General features: G+C 34.8%; 13 protein-coding genes. 5 read left to right on the forward strand and 8 right to left on the reverse strand.

Annotated elements, in window-relative coordinates; genetic code table 11:
• Positions 1-15 precede the first annotated feature (15 nt).
• The 6 genes from J0383_RS08065 to J0383_RS08090 all read right to left on the reverse strand — a co-directional run bounded on the left by J0383_RS08065 (position 16) and on the right by J0383_RS08090 (position 10,179).
• On the reverse strand, positions 16-1,482 hold the full coding sequence (locus J0383_RS08065) for a glycoside hydrolase family 30 protein (protein ID WP_207297904.1): 1,467 nt from the start codon (positions 1,480-1,482) through the stop codon (positions 16-18).
• Between the two features lie 25 nt (positions 1,483-1,507).
• Positions 1,508-2,980, reverse strand: a complete 1,473-nt coding sequence (locus tag J0383_RS08070; protein WP_207297905.1) for a glycoside hydrolase family 30 protein — start codon at positions 2,978-2,980, stop codon at positions 1,508-1,510.
• A 76-nt stretch (positions 2,981-3,056) separates the two neighbouring features.
• Positions 3,057-4,511, reverse strand: a complete 1,455-nt coding sequence (locus tag J0383_RS08075) for a glycoside hydrolase family 30 protein (RefSeq protein ID WP_207297906.1) — start codon at positions 4,509-4,511, stop codon at positions 3,057-3,059.
• A gap of 138 nt (positions 4,512-4,649) precedes the next feature.
• Positions 4,650-5,507, reverse strand: a complete 858-nt coding sequence (locus J0383_RS08080) for a hypothetical protein (RefSeq protein WP_207297907.1) — start codon at positions 5,505-5,507, stop codon at positions 4,650-4,652.
• A 39-nt stretch (positions 5,508-5,546) separates the two neighbouring features.
• Positions 5,547-7,055: a RagB/SusD family nutrient uptake outer membrane protein gene (locus J0383_RS08085; protein WP_207297908.1), complete on the reverse strand. Its 1,509-nt coding sequence runs from the start codon at positions 7,053-7,055 to the stop codon at positions 5,547-5,549.
• A gap of 13 nt (positions 7,056-7,068) precedes the next feature.
• The gene (locus J0383_RS08090; RefSeq protein ID WP_207297909.1) at positions 7,069-10,179 is read right to left on the reverse strand and encodes a SusC/RagA family TonB-linked outer membrane protein; all 3,111 of its coding nucleotides are present in this window, start codon (positions 10,177-10,179) and stop codon (positions 7,069-7,071) included.
• Between the two features lie 345 nt (positions 10,180-10,524).
• Between J0383_RS08090 and J0383_RS08095 the strand changes: the two genes are divergently transcribed.
• On the forward strand, positions 10,525-13,395 hold the full coding sequence (locus J0383_RS08095) for a helix-turn-helix and ligand-binding sensor domain-containing protein (RefSeq protein ID WP_207297910.1): 2,871 nt from the start codon (positions 10,525-10,527) through the stop codon (positions 13,393-13,395).
• A gap of 33 nt (positions 13,396-13,428) precedes the next feature.
• Here J0383_RS08095 and J0383_RS08100 read toward each other — a convergent pair whose 3' ends face one another.
• The gene (locus tag J0383_RS08100; RefSeq protein WP_207297911.1) at positions 13,429-14,715 is read right to left on the reverse strand and encodes a UDP-N-acetylmuramoyl-tripeptide--D-alanyl-D-alanine ligase; all 1,287 of its coding nucleotides are present in this window, start codon (positions 14,713-14,715) and stop codon (positions 13,429-13,431) included.
• A gap of 115 nt (positions 14,716-14,830) precedes the next feature.
• On the reverse strand, positions 14,831-16,516 hold the full coding sequence (gldJ, locus tag J0383_RS08105) for a gliding motility lipoprotein GldJ (protein ID WP_207298665.1): 1,686 nt from the start codon (positions 16,514-16,516) through the stop codon (positions 14,831-14,833).
• A gap of 213 nt (positions 16,517-16,729) precedes the next feature.
• On the opposite strand from gldJ, the gene porU reads away from it, so the two are divergent.
• The 4 genes from porU to pdhA all read left to right on the forward strand — a co-directional run bounded on the left by porU (position 16,730) and on the right by pdhA (position 23,533).
• Positions 16,730-20,569 carry a type IX secretion system sortase PorU gene (gene porU, locus J0383_RS08110; RefSeq protein ID WP_207297912.1) on the forward strand — a complete coding sequence of 1,280 codons (3,840 nt, stop codon included), beginning with the start codon at positions 16,730-16,732 and terminating at the stop codon, positions 20,567-20,569.
• Between the two features lie 41 nt (positions 20,570-20,610).
• Positions 20,611-21,819: a type IX secretion system outer membrane channel protein PorV gene (gene porV / locus J0383_RS08115; RefSeq protein WP_207297913.1), complete on the forward strand. Its 1,209-nt coding sequence runs from the start codon at positions 20,611-20,613 to the stop codon at positions 21,817-21,819.
• Between the two features lie 75 nt (positions 21,820-21,894).
• A complete protein-coding gene (cdd, locus tag J0383_RS08120; RefSeq protein WP_207297914.1) occupies positions 21,895-22,377 on the forward strand; it encodes a cytidine deaminase in 483 nt (160 codons plus the stop codon).
• Between the two features lie 157 nt (positions 22,378-22,534).
• A complete protein-coding gene (gene pdhA / locus J0383_RS08125; protein WP_207297915.1) occupies positions 22,535-23,533 on the forward strand; it encodes a pyruvate dehydrogenase (acetyl-transferring) E1 component subunit alpha in 999 nt (332 codons plus the stop codon).
• The last annotated feature ends 5 nt before the right edge of the window (positions 23,534-23,538 follow it).

Below are 23,538 nucleotides of genomic sequence, written 5' to 3' on the forward strand. Positions count from 1 at the left end.
CTCACTTTTTGTTTTTTATTTCCATGTGTACGTTCCTACTCCTCCTGCAGGCAGAGAAGTGGTAACCCATTTTCCGTTGAATTTAATGTTGAAGATTTCATTTGTTGAGCCGTCATTTTCAACAATCAGTACTTTTGATCCTGAAGGGGTTACAAAAGCAACATTCTGTAAATTTCCGCTATTGTTACTGCCAATTCTAGTTGAACCAGCTGGAACAAATTTTGAAGCATGTGCAATAATGTAATAGGCTACATTACGCTGAAAATTATCTGTTGAAGTTATAGTTATGGCTCCTTTACACATTGTGCATCCTCCTGGTGTATGAGGCTCAAAAGATCCGTTGTTAGCCACGTTCCATTCTAGGGCATTTCTACTGTAATTTCTCATTGATCCAATTACAACATTTCTAAGATGCCATTTTAAATCGCCTGCAAAATCACCTGTTGACGAAGTCCACTGCTCTGTAAAATATACATTTTTAGTTGGATAAGAATTGTAAACATTTGTAAGAGCGCTAATATCTCCAGCATATAAATGGAAAGCAGAACCATCTACAAAAGGAAACGCATCGGCATCAGCCAAAATTGCTTTTGGATAGTTTGGATTATCGCAGTTGTGATCGTAAGCAATAATTTTTACGCTTAAGTTCGCTGCTTTAAATGCAGGTCCTAAACTGTTTTTAATAAAATTGGCCTGATCTGCTGCAGACATGTACATACTTGGATTGTTTCCGTCATGTAAAGGTTCGTTTTGAGGTGTTACAGCATCAATTGTAATTCCTTCGGCTTTCATTAATTGAATGTATTTTACAAAATATTTTGCGTAAACATCGTAATATTCTGTTTTCAATTTTCCTCCAATAAAACTGTCTTTGTCTTTCATCCAAATTGGTGCAGACCAAGGAGTTGCTAGAATTAAAATTTTCGGATTAATAGCCAGAATTTCTTTTAACATTGCAATGACCGCTTTGTCTTTTTCTAAACTAAATTTAGCGAGAGTTAAATCTGTTTCTCCTGTTGCAAGATCATTATAAGTAAAAGGTGCAGCATTTAAATCAGAAGCTCCAATACTAATTCTAATGTAGCTTACTCCAATTGAATTAGTTCCTGAACCAAATAGTTCTTGTAAAAGTGCACTTCTCTTAGATGCATTTAACTGATTGATTACTTCAACACTTCCACCTGTTAAGGTATATCCGAAACCGTCAATGGTTTGGTATTTTTGAGATTCATTTACTTCAATATTTGCATAAGTATTGTAGGTTGTTCCAAATCCTAAAGTCCCGCTTTGTTTTCCAAGTAAAACACTTTGATCGCCTTTTGTTAACCAAAAATCAACATCATTTGTTACCACAACTGGTGGGTCTACTGGCGGGTTTACAACTGGATCAACGGCATCATTTGATGTCGAACATTTTACTTGAGAAAATACTGCCATTGAGAAGAACAATACTTTTATAGTGTTTTTCAAATTTACTTTCATATTCATAGTTTTTTAAGGTCAGCAGTTAGTACACAATAGTTTGTATAGCATGTGCCGGGATAGTTATAGTATTTTGCAAATTGTGGTTTATTAAGGTGTAAACCACTTCTTCGTCTGATTGGTTCATGACAATAGTAACTACTTTGTCATCAGAGTTTTTAAAAGAAGTGCTTATGATTTTTTTATCGCTTACGTCTTCGAGTATTCTTTTTGCATTCGGACGGATGAATTTTGAAAAGTGTCCGATATAGTAGTACATCGGAGTATAAATAAGTTCATCTTTGGTTATATCAGCATGAATTGGCGCAAAACAGAAGTTTCCAACATGATTTGGCCCTCCGTTTTGATCTAAAAGAATGTTCCAATCTGTCCAGCCAACAGTTCCATTATTGAAATCGTTGATCATATTTAGCCCGTATCGTTCTGCATTTCCCCAGAATTGAAATCTAGATGCATCAAATTTTTCAATACAGCCTTCTGTAAAAAGTAAATTTTTATTTGGAAAAGCTTTATGCACTTCTCCTACAGCTTCAAATTTAGGTGTGCCTCCATTCCAAGTTTCGTACCAGTGAAATCCAATTCCCCAAGCATATTTAGAAACTTCTGGGTCTGAGAAAACTAAATTGGCTCTTTGTGTTAACATATCACCGCGGTTATGATCCCAGATGATTACGTTTTTAGAACCAAGTCCTTTTTTTTGTAAAGTTGGTCCCAGAAAGTTTTTCAGAAAATCTCTTTCGGCTTCAGGGGTATAAATGCAAGATTCCCAACGTTGTTTTGCCATTGGTTCATTCTGAATGGTTAATCCCCAAACCGGAATTCCTTCTTTTTCATAGGCATTAATAAACTTAACATAATAGTCTGCCCATGATTGTGCGAATTCAGGCAACAAAACGCCGCCGTGTAAAATATCATTATTGTCTTTCATAAAAGCTGGGGGACTCCATGGACTGACAAATAACGTTAGTTTTCCGCCGGCTGTTTCCATTGCGCTTTTTATTAATGGTATTCTATATTTTTTATCATGATCGATACTGAAGGTTTTTAGGTCTTTATCGCCCTCGGTAACATATGTATAACTATCACTGCTAAAATCACAGCTGTGGATATTGGTTCTGGCTAACGTATAGCCAATACCTTTGCTTTTATCGTAATACGCTGTAAGGAATTCTTTTTGTTTTTTGGGAGACAGTTTAGCAAAAACTTCGGCACTTGCGTCTGTAATAGCACCGCCAATTCCCAAAAATGTCTGATCGGTTTTTTCAGTATCTAAGGTTATAGTTACTGTTGATTTTTTTTGTTGTGAAGATGATTTTGAAATAAGGTTATTAGAGGATGATAATCTTAGATCAGTGTTTTCGGCTGTAGTATAGACCGTAATTTTTGTATTATTTTTTGGTTTAGAAGCGTTAGTAGTCTTTGTTGTTTTTTGTGCCAAACAACAAGTTACCTGCAAGATTAATATCGGGATTAATATGATTCTATTTATAGATTTCATTATTTACTATGCATACTTAAAAATTAGGGGCTGATATGGATGATTCAAACCAACCCCCGGATTAACTCAAAAAATATTAATAAACAAGTGTTTGAATAGCGTGCGCAGGGATTTTTACCACAGTTTTCTCTGCTGCTATAATCAAATTATAGGTTATTTCTTTGTCCGTTTTATTCATTACAATCGTTGCCATAGTGCCATCTGCATTTAAGAATGAAGTACTTAGTAATCCGCTTCGGCTTACTGCAGAACTTACTCTAACGGCATTTAGTCGGATGAATTTTGAAAAATGTCCAATATAATAATATGAAGGCGTATAGATTAATTGTCCTGTATTGGTATCAGCGTGTATAGGTGCAAAACAGAAATTTCCAACATGATTTGGCCCTCCATTTTGATCCAACAGAATGTTCCAGTCTGTCCATCCAACAGTTCCATTATTAAAATCATTAATCATAGAAGTTCCATATCTTTCGCCGTTACCCCAAAACTGATATTTTGAAGCATCGAATTTTTCAACACAGCCTTCTGTAAAAAGTATTTTTTTATTAGGATATGCTTCGTTTACTTTTCCAACGTTTTCAAACATTGGGTCTCCACCAGACCAGTTTTCGTACCAGTGAAATCCAATTCCCCAAACATATTTTGCAGCTTCTGGATCAGAATAAATTACGTTTGCTCTTTGGTTCATTAAATCACGGTTATGATCCCATGCAATGATTTTTACATTTCCAAGTTTTTCTTTTCTAAGTGTTGGTCCAAGGAAATTTTTAATAAAGTCTCTTTCGGCTTCGGCTGTATAAATACAGGATTCCCAAGTTTGAACAGCCATTGGTTCATTTTGAGTTGAGGTTCCCCAAATAGGAATTCCCTCTTTTTGATATTCTTTTATAAACTTAGCATAAAAATTAGCCCAAGTTTGATAGTATTCTGGTAATAAGGTTCCGCCTTTTAATACATTTTTATTGCTTTTCATAAAAGCGTTTGGAGACCATGGTGCTACATAGGTTAATAATTTGCCTCCTGCAGTCTGGATTGCCTGTTTGATTAACGGAATGCGAAATTGTCTATCGTGATCAATAGTAAACGTTTTTAATTCCTTATCGCCTTCTTCGATATAAGAATAGCTTCCACTGCTAAAATCAGAGCTTTGTATCGTGGTTCTTAGCAAAGAATAGCCAATACCTTTTTGTTTATCATAGTAGGCATTTAGAAATTCATTTTGTTTTTCTTTTGAAAGTTTAGCAAAAATTTCGGCACTCGCATCAGTTATCGCACCTCCAATTCCCATAAAAGTCTGAAACTTTTTAGATGGTTCTACAAAAACGCAGATTTCAGTTTCAAGAGGTTGCTTAGAAGCTGAAAATGACAGATTATCTGTTGGTGTTAATCTTAAATTTGAATTTTCAGCTGTAGTATAAACTGCTATTTTCTTCCCATTGGTTGTAAATTCCTTTTTCCCCTTTGTCTGTTGGGCAAAAGCCGTTATAGAAAACAAACAGCACAGAAATTTTAAAGTATTTTTTTTCATTCTTTTTCCCTATTTTTTAATTCTAAATAGAAGTTTTTATTCAGAAACTGATTTCCTTGATGCTTAAGGATTTAAAAATAGCCCATACTCATAATGATTATGGGCTATTTACAACCAAACTTAAACTTAACTTAAACTTTATTTTCCTCTAAATTCAACACTTTTGATGGTGATTCCTCCTGCCGCAATTCCACCACCACTTCTTATCATTAGATAAACTTTTCCGGTGATATCGAATTTAACAACATTGCTAATAGCATCTTTTGAAGCATTTTTAACACATCCAATAGCAGATAATTTGCCTGATACCGGAGCATTTCCACAACCACCCCAAGTGTTTAATCCCATAACAGTTCCTCCGTCTTTATAATCTCCGGAAGTTGTAGCTGGATCAGATTTACCTGCGTAAACTTCAAACCACATATCAGAAGAAGCACCACCAGAAATTGTCATATCAATCGTATATTCTCTGTCTTTTACAACATCAATCGCTTGATAAATTCCAGCATGTCCACCACTAACTGTAGCTCCTTTATCGCTATAAGTCCAATCAGCACCAGCATTGTAGATCACTTTTTTCCAGTTTGCTCTATCTTCTGCAGTTATAAAAGAGCCGCCTTTTACAAGGTTTCCTTTTGCAGGATCAGAATTTGCTACTACTACCTGAGCCGTAGCATTAGCTGTTGCCCCTCCTGCCGCAATTGCAGTATGAGTAATTGTGTAAGTTCCTGCATCTGGTAAAGAAATAGTCTCGATCATTTTACCTTGATAGGTTCCATCTCCAGTATTCCATTTTGATGCAATAACTCCTTTCGGCTGTGCAGTTAAAAGATATGTATTTACAGCACCTGCAACTGGCGTTACAGTAAATGATGCATCAACACTTGAAGCTGTCAGACCATTATTAGCTGGATCATCGTCGCAGCCAGTAAGCGAACCTAATGCTAAAGCCAGCATTAGGTACATCCCTTTTTTAAAATTAATACTTAGGTTCATTTTTGTTTTTGGTTTTTGGTTAGATAGTAGTTTTTGTTTTTATTGGTAGTTAGGGTTCTGTTTCAATTTAGTCCCAGTTAATTCTACATAAGGAATTGGGAAAATTTCGTCAGTACCTGCGTTGAATCCTCTATCAGCTAAAGCTGTAGCAGCATCACCCCATCTTACTAAGTCGAAGAATCTATGTCCTTCACCAGCAAGTTCCATTCTTCTTTCATTTTTAATCGCAGCCAATGTTACAGGGATTGATGGAAGGCCAACTCTAGCTCTAACAGCATCTAATAATGCCTGAGCTCTTGTTCCAGTAGCTCCTAATGCTTCAGCTTCTAGCAAATAAGTATCTGCTAATCTAATTACATAAGAATTTTGTTTGTAATTCAACTCTGCAGCTCCACCACCTGTACGAACGTCTGATTTTCTTGGAAGGAATTTATTCAAGAAATAACCAGTGTCTTGATAACCTGGAATATAGTCTGCTTGTCCAGCTGCTTTTAAAGCTTTTAAATCAAAAATAGTCGCAGCAAATCGAGGGTCATTTTTCATTGCATCGTATAATTTTTGAGTTGGAACACTAAAGCTCCATCCAGATGGAAGGTCAGCAGCAGGAGAGTTTGCTGGTCTTGAGTATCCACGAGGTCCAACCATTACGTTTAATGAATTTCCTTCGTCTCTTCCTGAACCCCAGAATCCCCAGTCAGAGTTACCTGCACTAGTGTGAGATACTTCAAGAAGTGACTCAGAATTGAATTTGTTAGCTACAACCCATAAATCATTGAAATTAGTAAGTAATTTGTTCCCGTATTGATTTGGCTGTCCTGGAGTACCGTTTACTTGTGCAAGAACAGCTGCAGCTTCGGCATTTTTTCCATCATATAAATAAACTTTTCCTAGTAAAGCTTGAGCAGCTCCTCTAGTTAAACGTCCAGATCCTGTTTCAGCATCCACACTAGTTGGTAAAGCTGGAATTGCTTCTACTAAATCTTTTTCAATTTGAGCATATATAGCTGTAGGTGCCGCCTGCTCTACATTTAACATTGTAGATGTTGTAAGAGGCTCTAAAATCAACGGAATGTTTTTAAACATTCTAACTAAATTGAAGTAATATAATGCTCTTAATGCTTTAGCTTCTCCTGTGAATCTAACTTTTAAAGCATCTGACATATTAACTCCAGACATTTTTGATAACAAAACGTTTGCTCTGTAAACGCCTTGATAGTGATCATTCCAGAAACTTCCAGGAATAATTAAAGATGTTAATGAATGTGTCGAGAAATTTTGAATTCCCATACCATCAGAAGCTCCACCACCACCAGCGTAGAAATCATCAGAACCGGCATTCAGCATAGCCACCATGTTCTCAAAACCACCTGTGTTTTTTCTTAACGGATCGTAAACCCCAACAAGAGCAGCAGTAGCTTGTTGTTCATCTTTATAATAACTAGTAGATAAGAAAGATCCTTTTGGGTCAACGCTTACGAAGTCTTCAGAACAAGATCCTAAAGCAGCCAAAGCAATGACAACGTATATGTATTTAAATTTATTTTTCATGATTCTTTAAGTATTAAAATTGTACGTTCGCTCCAAGCATGAAAGTTCTTGCTTGTGGATAAACACCTCTGTCTACACCAAATACCTGTCCTCCAATTTCTGGATCATATCCTGTGTATTTTGTAATCGTAAATAAATTCTCACCAGTTAGGTAGAAACGGATTTTATCAGCTCCAATATTAGAAGAAATATTAACTGGAAGAGTGTAACCTAATTGAACGATTTTTAAACGAGCATAATCACCGCTTTCTAAATAGAAATCAGACATTTTGCTGAAGTTACCATTACTATCATTGTTAGCAAGTCTTGGGTAATCATTTGAAGTACCTTCTCCTGTCCAACGCCCCAAAGCTTCTGTTTGATAGTTTGCATTCAAGATATCTAATCTGCGTAATCCTTGGAAGATTTTGCTTCCTGCAGCACCTTGGATGAATGTCATAAAGTCAAATCCTTTGTAATCTAAGTTAAGTGTTAAACCGAAAGTATATTTAGGAATACTTGTTCCTAAGAATTGTTTGTCATCATCAGAAATAGATCCGTCGCCATTGTTATCAACCCAACGGAAGTCACCTGGTTTTGCATTTGGCTGAATTAAACCACCTGATGCATTTCTGTAAGCATTAATCTCTGCTTGGTTTTGGAAGATTCCAGCAGTTTTGTATCCGTAGAATTCATTGTATGAATGTCCAACTTGAGTTCTTGTAACAGGTCCCATAGATTGGAATGAAGCATCACCAATAATGAAAGTATTAGAAGCACCAACGTAAGTAATTTCATTTTTAAGATAAGCTACGTTTCCGTTAACTCCTACGTTAAAATCACCAAGTTTTTTCTTCCAGCTTAATTCAAATTCGATACCGCTGTTGTTCATATCAGCAACGTTAGCCCATGGCTGTTCGGCAACCCCAACATATCCTGGAATTACAACTGGTCTTAAGATACCTGTAGTTTTCTTTTTGTAGAAATCTAATGTTAAATTGAAATCATTGAAAATTCTTGCATCAAGACCAATACTTGCTTGAGAAGTTTCTTCCCATTTCAAATCAGGGTTATCAAGAGTTACGTTAGCATAACCTGTTGTAATAGCACCTGCATTTCCGAAAGAATAGTTATAACCTCCAGATACTAATGAAATATATCTAAAGTCAGCAACTTGGTCATTACCTACAACTCCGTAACCTCCTCTAATTTTTAATGAATTTACAGCATTATTTTCTTTCCAGAAACCTTCTTTAGAAACTACCCATCCTAAAGAGAATGATGGGAAAACTCCAAATTTATGATTCTCTCCAAAACGAGTAGATCCATCACGACGAATAACTCCAGTTACAAGATATTTCTCCATATAATCGTAGTTTAAACGACCAAATAAAGATGTTACTTTATGCTGGATGAAATCATCTGTAGCACTGTTTCTGTCTGCTTGTGGAATATCAAATTTGAACGAAGCATCTTTGTAGCTTGTAATAGGCAAACCAAACATTGTAGCTCCAACATATCCACCAATATTATCAACATAAGATCCTTGACCAGCTAAAACACTTAAGTTGTGATCTCCAAATTTGTTAGAATATGTAATTACGTTTTCAATGTTCCAGTTAAATGATTTATTATTATTTTGATAATAACTGTTTTTAAGAACATTCACGTTTGAACTTAAGAAATATACAGGAGTAAATCCTTGATCTCCCCAGTAAGAAAGTTTACCTCCTAATGTAGATCTAACTTTTAAGTGTGGAGTAATAATAGCTTCTAAATACGCGTTTCCAACAAAATCATCAGACCATCCGTATCTTCCTAATCTTGTCTGGATGTAACCTAATGGGTTTGTCATTTCTTGACCAACAACGCTTGAAATTCCGTAAGGATTTCCGTTTGCGTCACGAACTACAGGGTTTGTAGAATAAGGTGCAGCATTTGCAACAGCAGGATCTGTAACTACAAGCGGAGTTAATGGATCAAGGTTGATAGCCGAACTTAAAGGACCTCCAAACTCACTGTTTGTATTTCCAATTCCAACAGTTTTTTGTCTTGTATATCCAAAAGTTTGTCCGAATGTGAAATATTTAGAAATTTTATGAGTAGAGTTTAAACGGAAATTCTTTTTTGTGTAATTAGAAATTTCTGTTGCCACGATACCTTCTTGATCTTGAATACCGAAAGAAGCATAGAATGTAGAAAATTCTCCACCACCACTAATACTTAATTCGTGAGTGTATCTGAAAGCGCTGTCGTTAAAAATAGCATCTTGCCAGTTTGTTCCTTTTCCAAATGCTGCTGGATTAGAATATAAGATTCCACCTCCGTCAGCAACTGATTTTTCATTCATTATCGTAGCATACTCAGTAGCATTCAATAAATCTAATTTTTTTGCTGGGGAAGACACACCTGCAAAACCATTATAGTTTACTGTAATTTTACCTGATTTACCTTTTTTAGTTGTTACTAAAATAACCCCTGTCGCAGCACGTGTACCGTAGATTGCAGCAGAAGCAGCATCTTTAAGTACCTCGATAGATTCGATATCTGACTGATTTAAAAAACCAATTCCACCAGCATCAACAACGTTACCGTCAACAACCCAAAGAGGGTTATTTCCACCATCACCAAAAGTGGTGATACCACGTACACGAATTGTAGATCCAGAACCTGGCTGACCTGAACTTGAAGCGATTGTTACACCGGCAACACGACCTTGTAACGCTTGTTCAACTCTTCCGTTTGGCACTTTCTCTAAGTCCGCAGCCTTAACGCTTGAAATTGCACCTGTAACAACTGCTTTCTTTTGAGTTCCGTATCCTACTACTACAACTTCATTTAATGACTGAGATTCAGGCTTTAATTGGATAGCAATTTTTGTTCTTCCATTTACAGCTTCATTTACTGTAGCATAACCTATAAAAGTAACAGTCAGTGTTCCATTAGAAGGTACTTGAATTTGAAACTTACCATCAAAATCAGACGCAGTCGATTTAGTAGTACCTTTTAATAAAACTGTTGCACCTGGAACAGGCATCCCACTTTCATCATTTATAACCCCGTTTACTGTGACATCCTGAGCCACTGCTATAACCGAGAATAACAAAGATGAAATACAAAAAACAAGTAATTTTGTTAATTTCATTTTTCTAAAAATTTTGGTTAATTAATTAGTAATTTGATGCAATAATAATCTAAAATTTTTACTATCAACATTTAAATTTCACTACAAAAACACATCAAATGAAAATTTATTACATTACAAAAACACATCATTTTTTTTATAAATTATTAATTTTCAATAATTTAAAAACAAAAAATAAGATGTTATGAAAATGTTAATTGTAAAAATAAACACTACAATAATATAAGATTCATTATTTTTATAAACGAAATGTGTTTCTACAACGTGATAGTACTAGAAATAATTTTACAAACACTTAAAAATAAGCACTTTAACCATACAAAAACAAAATAAATCGAATAATTAATGAAATTAACAATATCATATTTTTATATTACTTTTTTTACATTATTCACAATTTCTTTTTTTGCACAAGTAAAAAACATCGGACTTCCAGATGTAAGAAATTACAAGCGTAACGAATATAAAGGAGGAACTCAAAACTGGAGTATAGGACAGGACAAAAACGGAAATCTATATTTTGCCAACAATAATGGGCTTTTGCAGTTTGATGGGGCATCTTGGCGAAAATATACACTGCCTAATTTAACCTCTGTAAGATGTTTAAAAATTGATAACTCCGGAAAAATCTTCGTAGGCGGATATAATGAATTTGGATACTTCCAACCTAATACTAAAGGAAAACTTCAGTACACCTCACTTGCCAAAAAAGTTGATAAAAATAAAATCAAAATAATTGACTTTATCTGGAAGATACACACTATTGACAACCAGACTATTTTTCAATCATTTGCAAGGGCTTATATTTTTAAAGACAACAAACTTTCTATATTAAAAGCACCAAGACGTTTTCAATTCTCATTCGTTGTAAATAACAAATTATATTTTCAGGATGAAGAGCAGGGAGTTTTAGAATACAGAAACGGAAAGCTTTTCGCTTTACCAAATACTAAGAGCTTAAATAATACCGAGATATGGGCCATGCATTCTATTGGCAAAGACAAAACTTTAATTGTAACACTCGAAAAGGGACTTTTTATATACGAGAACCATACCCTTACTCCTTGGAATACTGAAGCCAATAACTTCATCAAAAAAAATAATTCATTAGGAGGCGTAATAATCAACAACAAATTCATTGTTTTAAATTCGGTTTTGGATGGAATTATCATCTGCGATTATAACGGAAAAATCATTCAGCACATAAATAGAAAGAAAGGATTACAGAACAATACTGTTTTAACTTCATTTATTGACAATAAAAACAATTTATGGCTTGGACTTGATAACGGTATCGCATACGTTAATCAAAGCTCTCCATTTACTTATTTTGGATTTAGTTATGATATTAGTACCGTATATGCTTCTGTTATTTATCAGGGAAATTTATATGTTGCAACCAACCAAGGTGTTTTTTATCATTCATGGGAAAACAATTTCAAACAAGATGTTTTTAAGCTTGTAGAAGGAACAACCGCACAGTCATGGAATGTACAAGTAATAGATAATGAACTAATTTGTGCTAATAACAGAGGAGCACTTTCTATAAAAGGAGGAAAAGTAACTCATGTAATCGACTCTAAGGGATATTTCGGATTCAAAAAAATACCAAGTCACCCAGGATTTTTTATAGGTTCTAATTATGATGGTTTTGCCATTTTTGAAAAAACTGGCAGTGGTTTGGTGTACAAAAATCAAATTGCTGGATTTGATAAATCATCTAACAGTTTTGAACTTGACAATTCATATTTATGGCTTAAAAAAGACGAATCTATTTACCGTATGACTTTAAGTGAAGATTTGTCAAGATTTTCAAGTATTAAAAAAATAGATAGACTAACACCTTTCTATAAAAATATAGGAAGCCTTCAAAAAATTGACGGAAAAATCTATTTTCAGACTCATAATCATTTCTACAAATATTCAATAGAACAGGAATTGTTTTATGAAGACAAACACTTAAGCAGTTTATTCAAAAATATTCCCGTTATAAATGCACTAAGCGAAGACAGCCAGTCTAATTTATGGTATGCATTTGATGAATCTTTAGGTGTTTTAATGAAAGACAAAAATGGCTACAAAAATATTGTTTCCCCTTTTTCAAATCTTACAGGAAACCTTGTAAGCAATTATTTATCTGTAAATACTATTGACGCGAACAATATTTTTATTGGCTTAACAGACGGTCTTGCCCATTATGATGCTGAACTTTTAAATAATTTTGGAAGTAAACCGAAAGCTTTTATTCGAAGTTTTTCTTTTCCAGGTGATACTATAACATTAGGAAATAATCAAAACAAAATTGAGAATATCAGAATTCCTTATTCTTCTAACCATGTCCGTTTTACATTTTCTTCACCCACATATGAAAACCTCGAAAATGTACAGTTTTCGTATCAATTAGAACCTTTTGATGAAAAATGGAGCAATTGGTCCACCATTTCAATAAAAGAGTACACAAATCTTCGCGAAGGCGATTATATCATGAAAGTTAAGGTAAGAAACAGTTATGGTGTGCAGTCTGATGCTTCGACAATATCATTTACAATTTCTCCGCCATGGTACAGACATTTTTTGGCATATATGCTTTATTTTATTCTTTTAATCATAGCGGTTTATGGAATTTCCAATAGAATTAAAATGAAAATTAGAAAGAATAAGTATTACGAAACTATTGAACAAAGAAGACTTTATCTGGAAAAGGAATCAAAAATTAGACAAGAACAATACGATCTTGAAAAAGAGATTGAAAAATTGAAAAATGATAAGCTGCAGATTAAAATTTTAGCAAAAGACAAAGAGTTGGTAAATAATTCTCTGCAAGTCGTTAAGAAAAATAAGATTCTTAATGGAATCATTCATAAACTTAAAGAAATCGACATTGAAGCTCTTGATGATTCGACAAAATTCCAAGTAAGCAAACTTAATAAAAGCATTGTAAAGGAAGTAAACACCGACAAAAGCTGGAAAGACTTAGAAAAACACATTAAAAACGTGCATTTTGAGTTCCTAAAGCGTTTAAAAGAAAAATACCCAACAATATCTCCTCGAGAACTTGATTTATCAACTTATCTATTAATGAACATGTCAACTAAAGAAATTGCTGAAATCATGAATATTTCAACCGGTGGTGTTGAGTTGGCACGTTACCGTTTGAGAAAGAAACTTGGATTAAACAAAAAAGAAAATTTAATCGGATTCTTGATGAGTATTTAAAAACAAAAAGCCATTCGTTTGAATGGCTTTTTATTATGAAATGTATTCTAAAGTTCGTTCCAAAGCCATTCCTCTGGAACCTTTAATCAGAATTGTATTTTCGTTGAAATGAATTGTTTTTAAGAACGCTGCAAATGCATCAAATGTTTCAAAAAACTTTATATTTTCTCCAGATACTTGATTCTCATAAAAAGATTTTCCAATTAAATAACATACCGATTTATCTTGTCCTTTTAAAGAATCCACAATTGCCTTATGCTCTGCATGACTTTCTTCCCCAAGCTCAAACATATCCCCCAGAATCATGATTTTATTTTGATTTTCTAATTGCAAAAAGTTGGTAATCGCAACCGCCATACTGCTTGGATTTGCATTGTATGCATCTAAAATAATTTCATTAGAACCTTTTTTCAATAATTGAGATCGGTTATTGGCTGGAATATAGTTTTCAATAGCGCTTTTTATAGCCGTATCTTCCACCTTAAAGTATTTTCCTATCGCAACAGCAGCATTTATATTATTAGCGTTATAAAGCCCTATTAAATGAGATTCAACTACAAAATTATTGTAGTTTATCTTCACAAAAGGATTCGCTTCAATACTTTTTATATTCAAATCTGCATTTTCTTTATTAATTCCAAAAGTGAAGGATTGTATCCCGGCTGATTTTTCAATCTGAATTGGATCTTCAAGATTTACAAAAACAGTTTTACCATTTTTTGACAAATACTGATACATTTCACTCTTTCCTTGGATTACTCCTTCAACTCCGCCGAAACCTTCTAAGTGCGCTTTTCCAAAATTGGTAATATAACCATAATCCGGCTGCGCAATTTCACATAAAAATTCTATTTCTTTTTTATGATTAGCTCCCATTTCAACAATACCAATTTCTGTTTCACTGTTAAACGAAAGTAATGTAAGCGGCACGCCAATATGGTTATTTAAATTTCCTATTGTCGCTTTAGTTTTAAACTTTTGAGATAAAACTACATTTATGAGTTCTTTGGTTGTTGTTTTTCCGTTACTACCTGTTAAAGCTACAATTGGAAGTTTTAAATAAGCACGGTGAAACTTAGCTAGTTCCTGAAGGGTTTCTAAGCTGTTTTCAACTACAATAGTTCTTTCGTCTATCCAATATGATTTATTGTCAATAATAACATATAACGCACCCAAATCAAGTGCCTGATGAGCAAAAGTATTGGCATCAAAATTTTCGCCTTTTATAGCAAAAAACATAGAATCCTTTTCAATTTTACGAGTATCGATTGAAAGTGATGTACATTGTAAGAACAACTTATGAATTTCCTGAATATTCATTTAATAAATTTTTATAGACCATAAAAATAGAAAAAAGCAATAAAAAAATTCCAAATTCCGAACTGAAATTATACAGTTTTGGAATTTGGAATTTTTTAAATGAAATTTCTAAATCTTAATTTCTTGGTGATTTCTTTCTTTCAGTTTTAGCACCTACTCTAGACATTGCACATCTGAAACCAATGTAATCAGTTGCCATATCTTGAGGAAAGTATCTTCTTTGAGCTGGATCTAACCAGTAAGCTCTATCTCTCCAAGAACCTCCTTTGTAAACTCTTACTTTATCATCGATTAAAGTAGTACGTTTACTAGAGTTATCATATTTTCTAATCATCTTACCTAAACTGTCAGTTGTAACATTGTGTTTAGGAGAGTTGTACATTGTTTGATCTGCTTTTGGACCTGATTCAGAATCACCAAAGTCAAAATATCTTGAAGATTGTTTATCACCATCTCTGTAGTTGATATTATCACTAGTGCTGAAGTTTTGTCTCAAATACGTTTCTTGCTCGTCAACCGGAACCTGAGCAATTTCTCCTGGAAGGTTTCTTGCAATAACTTTACCGTTACTTAAAGTATCGTATTTGATATTTGATGTTGTAACGATTTCAACTTTACCGTCTTTACCAATTTTATTTTTAGCATATTGATTTCCTCTGAAATAGTTGAAATCATTTGCTTCATTATCGATAACTGGTCTGTAAACGTCAGCAACCCATTCTGCAACGTTACCTGCCATATCATATAATCCGAAATCATTTGGAGCATAGCTTTTCACAGCATTTGTAATATCGGCACCATCATCAGACCATCCCGCAATTCCACCGTAATCTCCATTTCCTTGTTTAAAGTTAGCCAATTGATCACCTCTGTTTTTACGTTTAGCTGAACGAGTATAATCTCCAGACCAAGGATATTTCTTTTGTCCTTTATAAATGTTGTATTCTCTTTGTCCAACATCAGCAGCAGCTGCATATTCCCATTCTGCTTCAGTAGGAAGTCTGTACTCTGGTAAAATAACACCAGAAGAACGCTGTGCATAAACATTTTGAGCTTCAGGAACTACACCATCTTTTCCAGCTTTTGGTTTTCTTCCACCTGGATTTTTCTTTAATACAATCTCTTCGCTTCCACCACGTGATGTACTTGGAGACATTAAATATGCTTCAGTGTTAAATGCATTTTCAGCATTCACATCATTTGTTTTAGCACCTTTTTGTAAATATCCGTTTTTCTCTAAAACAGCCTCGTTTACACGGTCTGTTCTCCATTTACTAAATTCAACAGCCTGAATCCAGTTAACACCAACTACTGGATAGTTAGCATAAGAAGGATGTCTTAAATAGTTGTTAGTCATCGTTTCATTATACCCTAAACGATTTCTCCACACTAATGTATCAGGAGATGCTCCTTCGTAAATATTCTTGTAATTTTCTTCTGTTGGTGGAAAAACTTTCTTTAACCACTCTAGGTATTCTAAGTACATACCGTTCGTAACTTCAGTTTCATCCATGTAAAATGACTGAACGTGTTGTTGAGTTGGTGTGTTATTCCAATCATGCATAACATCATCCTGTACTTTACCCATCGTAAACGTACCTCCTTCAACAAAAACTAATCCAGGACCAGCCTGTTGTTTCTTTCCTGCATTTCTAGCAGCTGTTCCATTCTGACTGTCTACATCCCAGCCAGTTGCTCTAGAAGCGTGAGAGGAACTCGATTTTTTGCTACAACTAGCCGTGCCCAACATCAATACCATTGACATCATTAATTGCAAGACTACAATTTTGTTTACTTTCATACTCATTCTTAGGTGATAAATTTAGGTGCTGCAATATAATAATTAACATTTAATTAGCAACATCTGTTCTCATAATTTTATTTAGCTGTTTTTTACCAGAAAATAACCTATAGTTACGAACGCAAAAATATACTTTTTATTATTTACTGTAACATGAAATACTATATTTTTACTTACTAATTATTTTTTAATTAAATTTCGATTTTTCAACCCATGAAACAAACCTTTTTTATCTGTATATTATTAATCCCAATTCTCTCATTTTCTCAGATAAATGGGAGCTTAACGATCGATTGGCAGCATAAAAAAGAGATGAATTACGGCGATAATAAAATCATTATTCCGTACTTTTCAGGAAACAGTTTTCGCTTCGACATTACTAAAAAAAACATAACATTACTCCTTAATCTGAATCAGTCTAACGTTTCAAACGGCAGTTCGGTGCAAATTTCCAACGTGATTTACGAGTCGGTTTCACGAACAGATTTAGGAGATTTAGCCATTGAAAACATCCCTGAAAAACCAAACGAAAGCATACAAATAACCATTTCAAGAGATACCAAACAATCTTTTCTTTTTCTTTATCCTATTATAAAAGAAGGAAACAGCTTTAAACGCATACGATCTTTTTCCTACAATATCAGCACTAATTCAACAGCTAGGAACAACAATTCATCTTCTTATCAAAAAGCTGCAGTTATATCAAACTCCGTTCTGGCTTCTGGAGAATGGTATCGATTTTACATTGAAAAATCAGGGGTTTATAAAATTTCGCGCTCGTTTTTACAAAGTTTAGGATTTGATCCCAGCAAAAGCGATCCAAGAAAAATTAAAATCTACGGAAACGGCGGACGAATGCTGCCATTAGCAAACAATGCTTATTATCCTGAAGATTTAGCCGAAAATGCCATACAGATTATTGGGGAAAGCGACGGCACTTTTAACAATGAAGATTATATTTTGTTTTACGGTGAAGGAATCGAAAACTGGAGTTCCGAAAACCAAACTAATATTAACTTATACGACACGAAATCCTATTATTATATCACCGCTTCAGGAAATGATGGAAAACGAATTTCGAATTTAAATCAGCCCTTAGGAAGCAGTACATTAGAGCTGAACACGTTTGATGACTATCAATATCACGAAATAGACCAAAACAATCTAGTTCATCTAGGACGTCAATGGCTTGGCGAAGCTTTCGATATTAACCAAGATCAGGAATTTTCTTTTAATTTTCCAAATCTTGATACTACTGTGCCGGTAAAAATTGAATTAACAGCAGCTTCGGCGGCGTTTACCACGACTTCATTTGTTGTTTCGGCAAACGGGCAAAACATCGGAACTTTAAATTTTCCCAGTCTATCAGCAAGTTCAGAAATTAAATATTTTAATGCCAGTCTTCCTGCAAATACTACATTTACCGGAACAGACAATATAAAAATAAAACTCGTTTACAATAACAGCGGTGTGCCCGGATCGAAAGGCTATCTTGATTTCATTAACCTGACCGCCAAACGCAAGCTTTTAGGAACCGGAAAACAATTTAAATTTCAATATAACAACGCAGGTTCTGTTACAGGAATCGCTAATTATACTATTGGGAATGCGACAGGTATTTCGCAAATTTGGGACATAACAGACCTTTATAATGTGTTGAAACTAGAAAATACTAATCAAGCATCGTTTAGTTTTAAGGCGAATTTAGGAGAAGTTAGAAAATACATAGCCATTGATCCCGCCGATTATTACACCCCTTTAAAAGAAAGCCAGTCAAAAGTTACCAATCAAAATCTTAAAGGAACCATTTTTAGAAATAACCAAAACAGCTTTCAAGATATTGATTATGTTATCATAACACCAAAATCTTTAAGTTCCCAAGCAGAAAGATTAGCAGGTTTTCATCGTACAAATTCAAATTTGAATGTAAAAGTCATTCACTTAGAAAACATCTATCAGGAATTTTCTTCTGGAAAACAAGACATTGCCGCTATTAGAAACTTCATTAAATACATTTACGACAACGCTTCTTCTCCCGATAAAAGAATTAAATACGTAAATTTATTTGGAGATGCTTCGTATGATTATAAAAACCGAATTTCAAACAACACCAATATTGTACCTATATATCAGTCCTTAAATAGTAATTCAACTGGAGAAGCATCGTTTGCATCTGATGATTTCTTCGGACTGATGGATGCTGATGAAGGAATTGTAGCATATCCGTTTGGCGGAATTGATATTGCTGTAGGCCGAATGCTGGTTTCAGATAACGCACAAGCCCAAGAAATGGTCAACAAAGTTTTGGAATATCACGATGTTAAATCATACGGAAATTGGAGAAACAATTTTGTTTTAATCAGCGATGACTCTGATCAAAGTTCGGATGCTTCACTGCAATCTCGTCAAAACAGCTTAGCCGATTTAATTTCCACAGAAAAACCTTTTTTTAATGTAGAGAAAATTCTTTTAGATTCTTATACTCAAGAAGCATCTGCGGGCGGATCACGTTATCCTAAAGCCAGAACAGATATTTTTGAAGCATTCGAAAAAGGAGCTTTAGTTTTTAATTATTTAGGACATGGCGGCGAGGATGGATTGGCAAGCGAGCGAATCTGGGAAAAATCAGATGGTCAAAATCTAAATAATCAATACAAATACCCTTTATTCATAACTATTACCTGCGAATTTTCAAGATTTGACGATCCAACAAGACCAACAGCCGGAGAATATACATTTTGGAATCCGAAAGGAGGCGCTATCTCCATGTTAACCACAATTCGTACTATTGGTCAGTTTAATGCCGAAAATTTCAATGATAACCTAAGCAAAAACCTGCTGTCATACGGCTCAAACCAATACAACAGCATTGCCGAATCTCTTAGAATCTCTAAAAACGAAAATCCGAGTTCATCAAGCAACGTAGTCGTATATATAGGAGATCCTGCTTTGATGTTAGCAATTCCAAAACCGCGAATTAATTTAACGAAAGTAAACGATATTGTGATATCGCAGCCAATTCCAGATTTAAAATCACTGGCAAAAATTAAAATTTCGGGAGAAATCACAGATGAAAACAATGTGCTTTTAAGCAATTATAATGGAGAACTTGCAACCGCAATTTTCGACAAAATGATCACCTCTACAACCCTAAATAATGATGGATATAGCCCTGCAATGTCATTCAAAACCCTTGGCGAGACTATCTTCAGAGGAAATGCCTCTGTAACCAACGGTCAGTTTGAATTTAGCTTTGTTGTACCTAGAGATATCCGAATTCCGGTTGACAACGGCCGTATTAGTTTCTATGCCAAAAAGAACCAATCCTTAGAAAATCAATCTGGCTACAACAGCACTATAAAAATTGGAGGAATAAATGAAAATGCACCTCAGGACAATATAAGTCCAAAAGTGAAGTTATATATGAATGATGAAACTTTTGTGTCGGGCGGAATAACCAATTCCTCCCCTTTTCTATTGGCATTTCTTGAAGATGAAAACGGTATAAATACTGCCAGCGGAATAGGTCACGATATAACAGCTGTTTTAGATGGAGACGTAAGCAATCCGTACATTTTGAACGATTATTATCAGACAAAACTGGATGATTACACCAATGGAAATCTACGCTTTCCTCTTCGAAATCTGGCTGCGGGTCTTCACACCATAACTTTTACAGCGTGGGATGTTTATAACAATCCTGTGACTAGTGAAATTCAATTTATAGTAGTTGGCGATGAAGCGCTGACACTAACACACGTTCTTAATTACCCAAATCCGTTTTCGACCTATACACAGTTTTGGTTTTCACATAACAGGCCTTACGAACCTTTAGATGTTCAGGTTCAGGTTATGACCATTACCGGAAAAGTAGTATGGACAAAAAATCAAATTATTACCACAGAAGGTTTCCTTTCACGAGAAATAACATGGGACGGAAAAGATGATTTTGGAGATCGGATTGGTAAAGGAGTTTATATTTATAAACTTACTGTTAAATCGAATTTAACAAATAAAAAAGCAGAAAAATACGAAAAACTTGTCATTCTATAATATTATATATATTTGTAACATAAATACCATTAGTCCCAAAAATGAGAAAAATATCACCTTTACTAATTTGTTTATTAGTTTTTTCTTTCGCCAAGGCCCAAAACATTGAGCGACCGATTACTACAGGAGTACCATTTCTATTAGTCGCAGCTGATGCGAGAGCCGCCGGTTTAGGAGACCAAGGTGTTGCAACTTCATCAGACGTTTTTTCACAACAGTGGAATCCTGCAAAATACGCATTTGCCGAAGATGCGCAGGGACTTTCAATCAGTTACACTCCTTACTTAACTGATCTTGCCAACGATATTTCGTTAGGACAGTTAACGTATTACAACAAAATTAATGACCGAAGTGCCTTTGCAGGAAGCTTCCGTTATTTTGGATTTGGAGGAATCGAATTAAGAGAAACCGGAGATCCAAACGAAGCAACAAGAGAAGTAAATCCAAACGAATTAGCGTTAGACGGATCGTATTCACTAAAATTAAGCGAAACATTCTCGATGGCTGTTGCTGCCAGATATATCCGATCCAATTTAAAAATCCCTTCTGGAGAAGTTGATGCTTCAGCAGCAAGTTCATTTGCGGTAGATATTGCTGGTTTTTATCAATCAGAAGAAATTGCTTACAGCAGTTTCAACGGAAGATGGAGAGGCGGTTTCAACATTCAGAATTTAGGTCCGAAAATCAGTTATGATAACGACGATTTAAGCTCAAACTTTCTTCCAGCCAACTTAAGAGTCGGCGGAGGATTTGATTTTATCTTAGACGATTATAATAAGGTAGGTGTAAGTTTAGAACTTACTAAACTTTTAGTTCCAACTCCGCCGGGACCAGGAACTCCATATGACGCTAATGGAGATGGAGATTTTACTGATGATGGAGATATTTCACAATCAGAAGCAGACGCAGCCAACTATAAAAAATACAAAGACACAGGCTGGGTACAAGGAATTTTCAAATCATTTGGAGATGCGCCGGGTGGTTTCAGTGAAGAACTAAAAGAAGTTACTTATAGCGCTGCTGCCGAATACATGTACCAAGATTCATTTGCAATGCGATTAGGATATTATCACGAAAGTATAATGAAAGGTGCAAAACAGTTTTTCTCTTTAGGAGCAGGATTTAAATACAACATCATGAAAGTAGACGTTTCGTATTTATTCTCGGCATCAAAAGTTAAAAATCCTTTAGAAAATACACTTCGTTTCTCTTTAACCTTTAACTTTGGCGACAAATACGAAACTTATTAAAGAAATCACATAAAAAATAATAACAATCCAAATTTCTAATCATTTAGGAATTTGGATTTTTTTTCCCCTAAAAAAATGAAAGAAATAAGCATCACATCGTCATTTACTATTTATGACAACATAGATGAACTTCCACAAGACATACAGGATTTAATGAGCGAGGCTGTTGAAATTCGTAAAAAAGCGTATGCTCCGTATTCTCAATTTAAAGTTGGAGCCGCTTTATTACTTGATAATGGAAAAGTAATTTTAGGATCTAATCAGGAAAACGCCGCGTATCCTTCAGGATTATGCGCAGAAAGAACAGCCATTTTTTACGCTGGAAGTATGTATCCAGAATCCAAAATTCTTAAAATGGCTATCACAGCAGCTTCAGACACTAATCAAACCAAAGCACCTATTCCACCTTGCGGTTCTTGCCGTCAGTCAATTGCAGAATACGAAATAAAGCAAGACACCCCTATAGAAATTTATTTTATGGGTGAAATTGGTGAAGTTTACAAATCAGCATCCCTAAAAAATTTGCTCCCATTTATGTTTGATAAAAAGTTCTTGTAAAAAAAAGCCAAAAAGTAGCGTTTAAATTTTAGTTCTTAAATGTAATGTCTTATTTTTGCATCCCGACCTTTCGGGCGCAAATTTGTGGGAGGAAACTAGTTTGCGTTACAGGCAACAATTGATAACACAAACAACTTTAGCAAAAGAAAGAATTCAGATGAAAGAAGTTACAAAAGAGGTATATTTAAAGTGGTATGAAGACATGCTGCTTTGGAGAAAGTTTGAAGACAAACTTGCAGCATTATACATTCAACAAAAAGTTAGAGGTTTTTTACACCTATATAATGGCCAAGAAGCTGTATTAGCGGGAGCTCTTCACGCTATGGACCTGAGTAAAGATAAAATGATTACTGCTTACAGAAACCACGTACAACCAATTGGTATGGGGGTTGACCCAAGAAACGTAATGGCTGAACTTTTAGGAAAAGCAACAGGAACTTCTAAAGGCATGGGAGGTTCGATGCACATTTTCTCTAAAGAACATGGTTTTTATGGTGGGCACGGAATTGTAGGTGCTCAAATTCCTGTGGGAGCTGGTATTGCTTTCGCAGATAAATACTTCAACACCGGCGGAGTTACTATGACCTACTTTGGTGATGGAGCGGCAAGACAAGGTTCATTACACGAAGCTTTCAATATGGCTATGTTATGGAAATTACCAGTTGTATTTATCGTTGAAAACAACGGTTATGCAATGGGAACTTCTGTAGAAAGAACTGCAAACCACACTGACATCTGGAAATTAGGTTTAGGTTATGAAATGCCTTGCGGACCAGTTGACGGAATGAACCCTGTAAAAGTTGCCGAAGCTATGCACGAAGCAATCGAAAGAGCGCGTCGTGGAGACGGACCAACTTTCCTTGAAATGAAAACATACCGTTACAGAGGACACTCTATGTCTGATGCACAGTTATACCGTTCAAAAGAAGAGGTGGAAGAGTACAAAAAAATTGACCCAATTACTCAAGTACTTGATGTAATCTTGGATCAAAAATATGCTACACAAGAAGAAATTGATGTAATTGACCAAAGAGTTAAAGACTTAGTGGAAGAATGTGCGAAATTCGCTGAAGAATCTCCATATCCAGACTTACAACAATTATACGATGTAGTATACGCACAAGAAGACTATCCATTTACACCTCATAAATTATAATATAT

It is taken from the genome of Flavobacterium endoglycinae (assembly GCF_017352115.1).
Lineage (GTDB): Bacteria > Bacteroidota > Bacteroidia > Flavobacteriales > Flavobacteriaceae > Flavobacterium > Flavobacterium endoglycinae.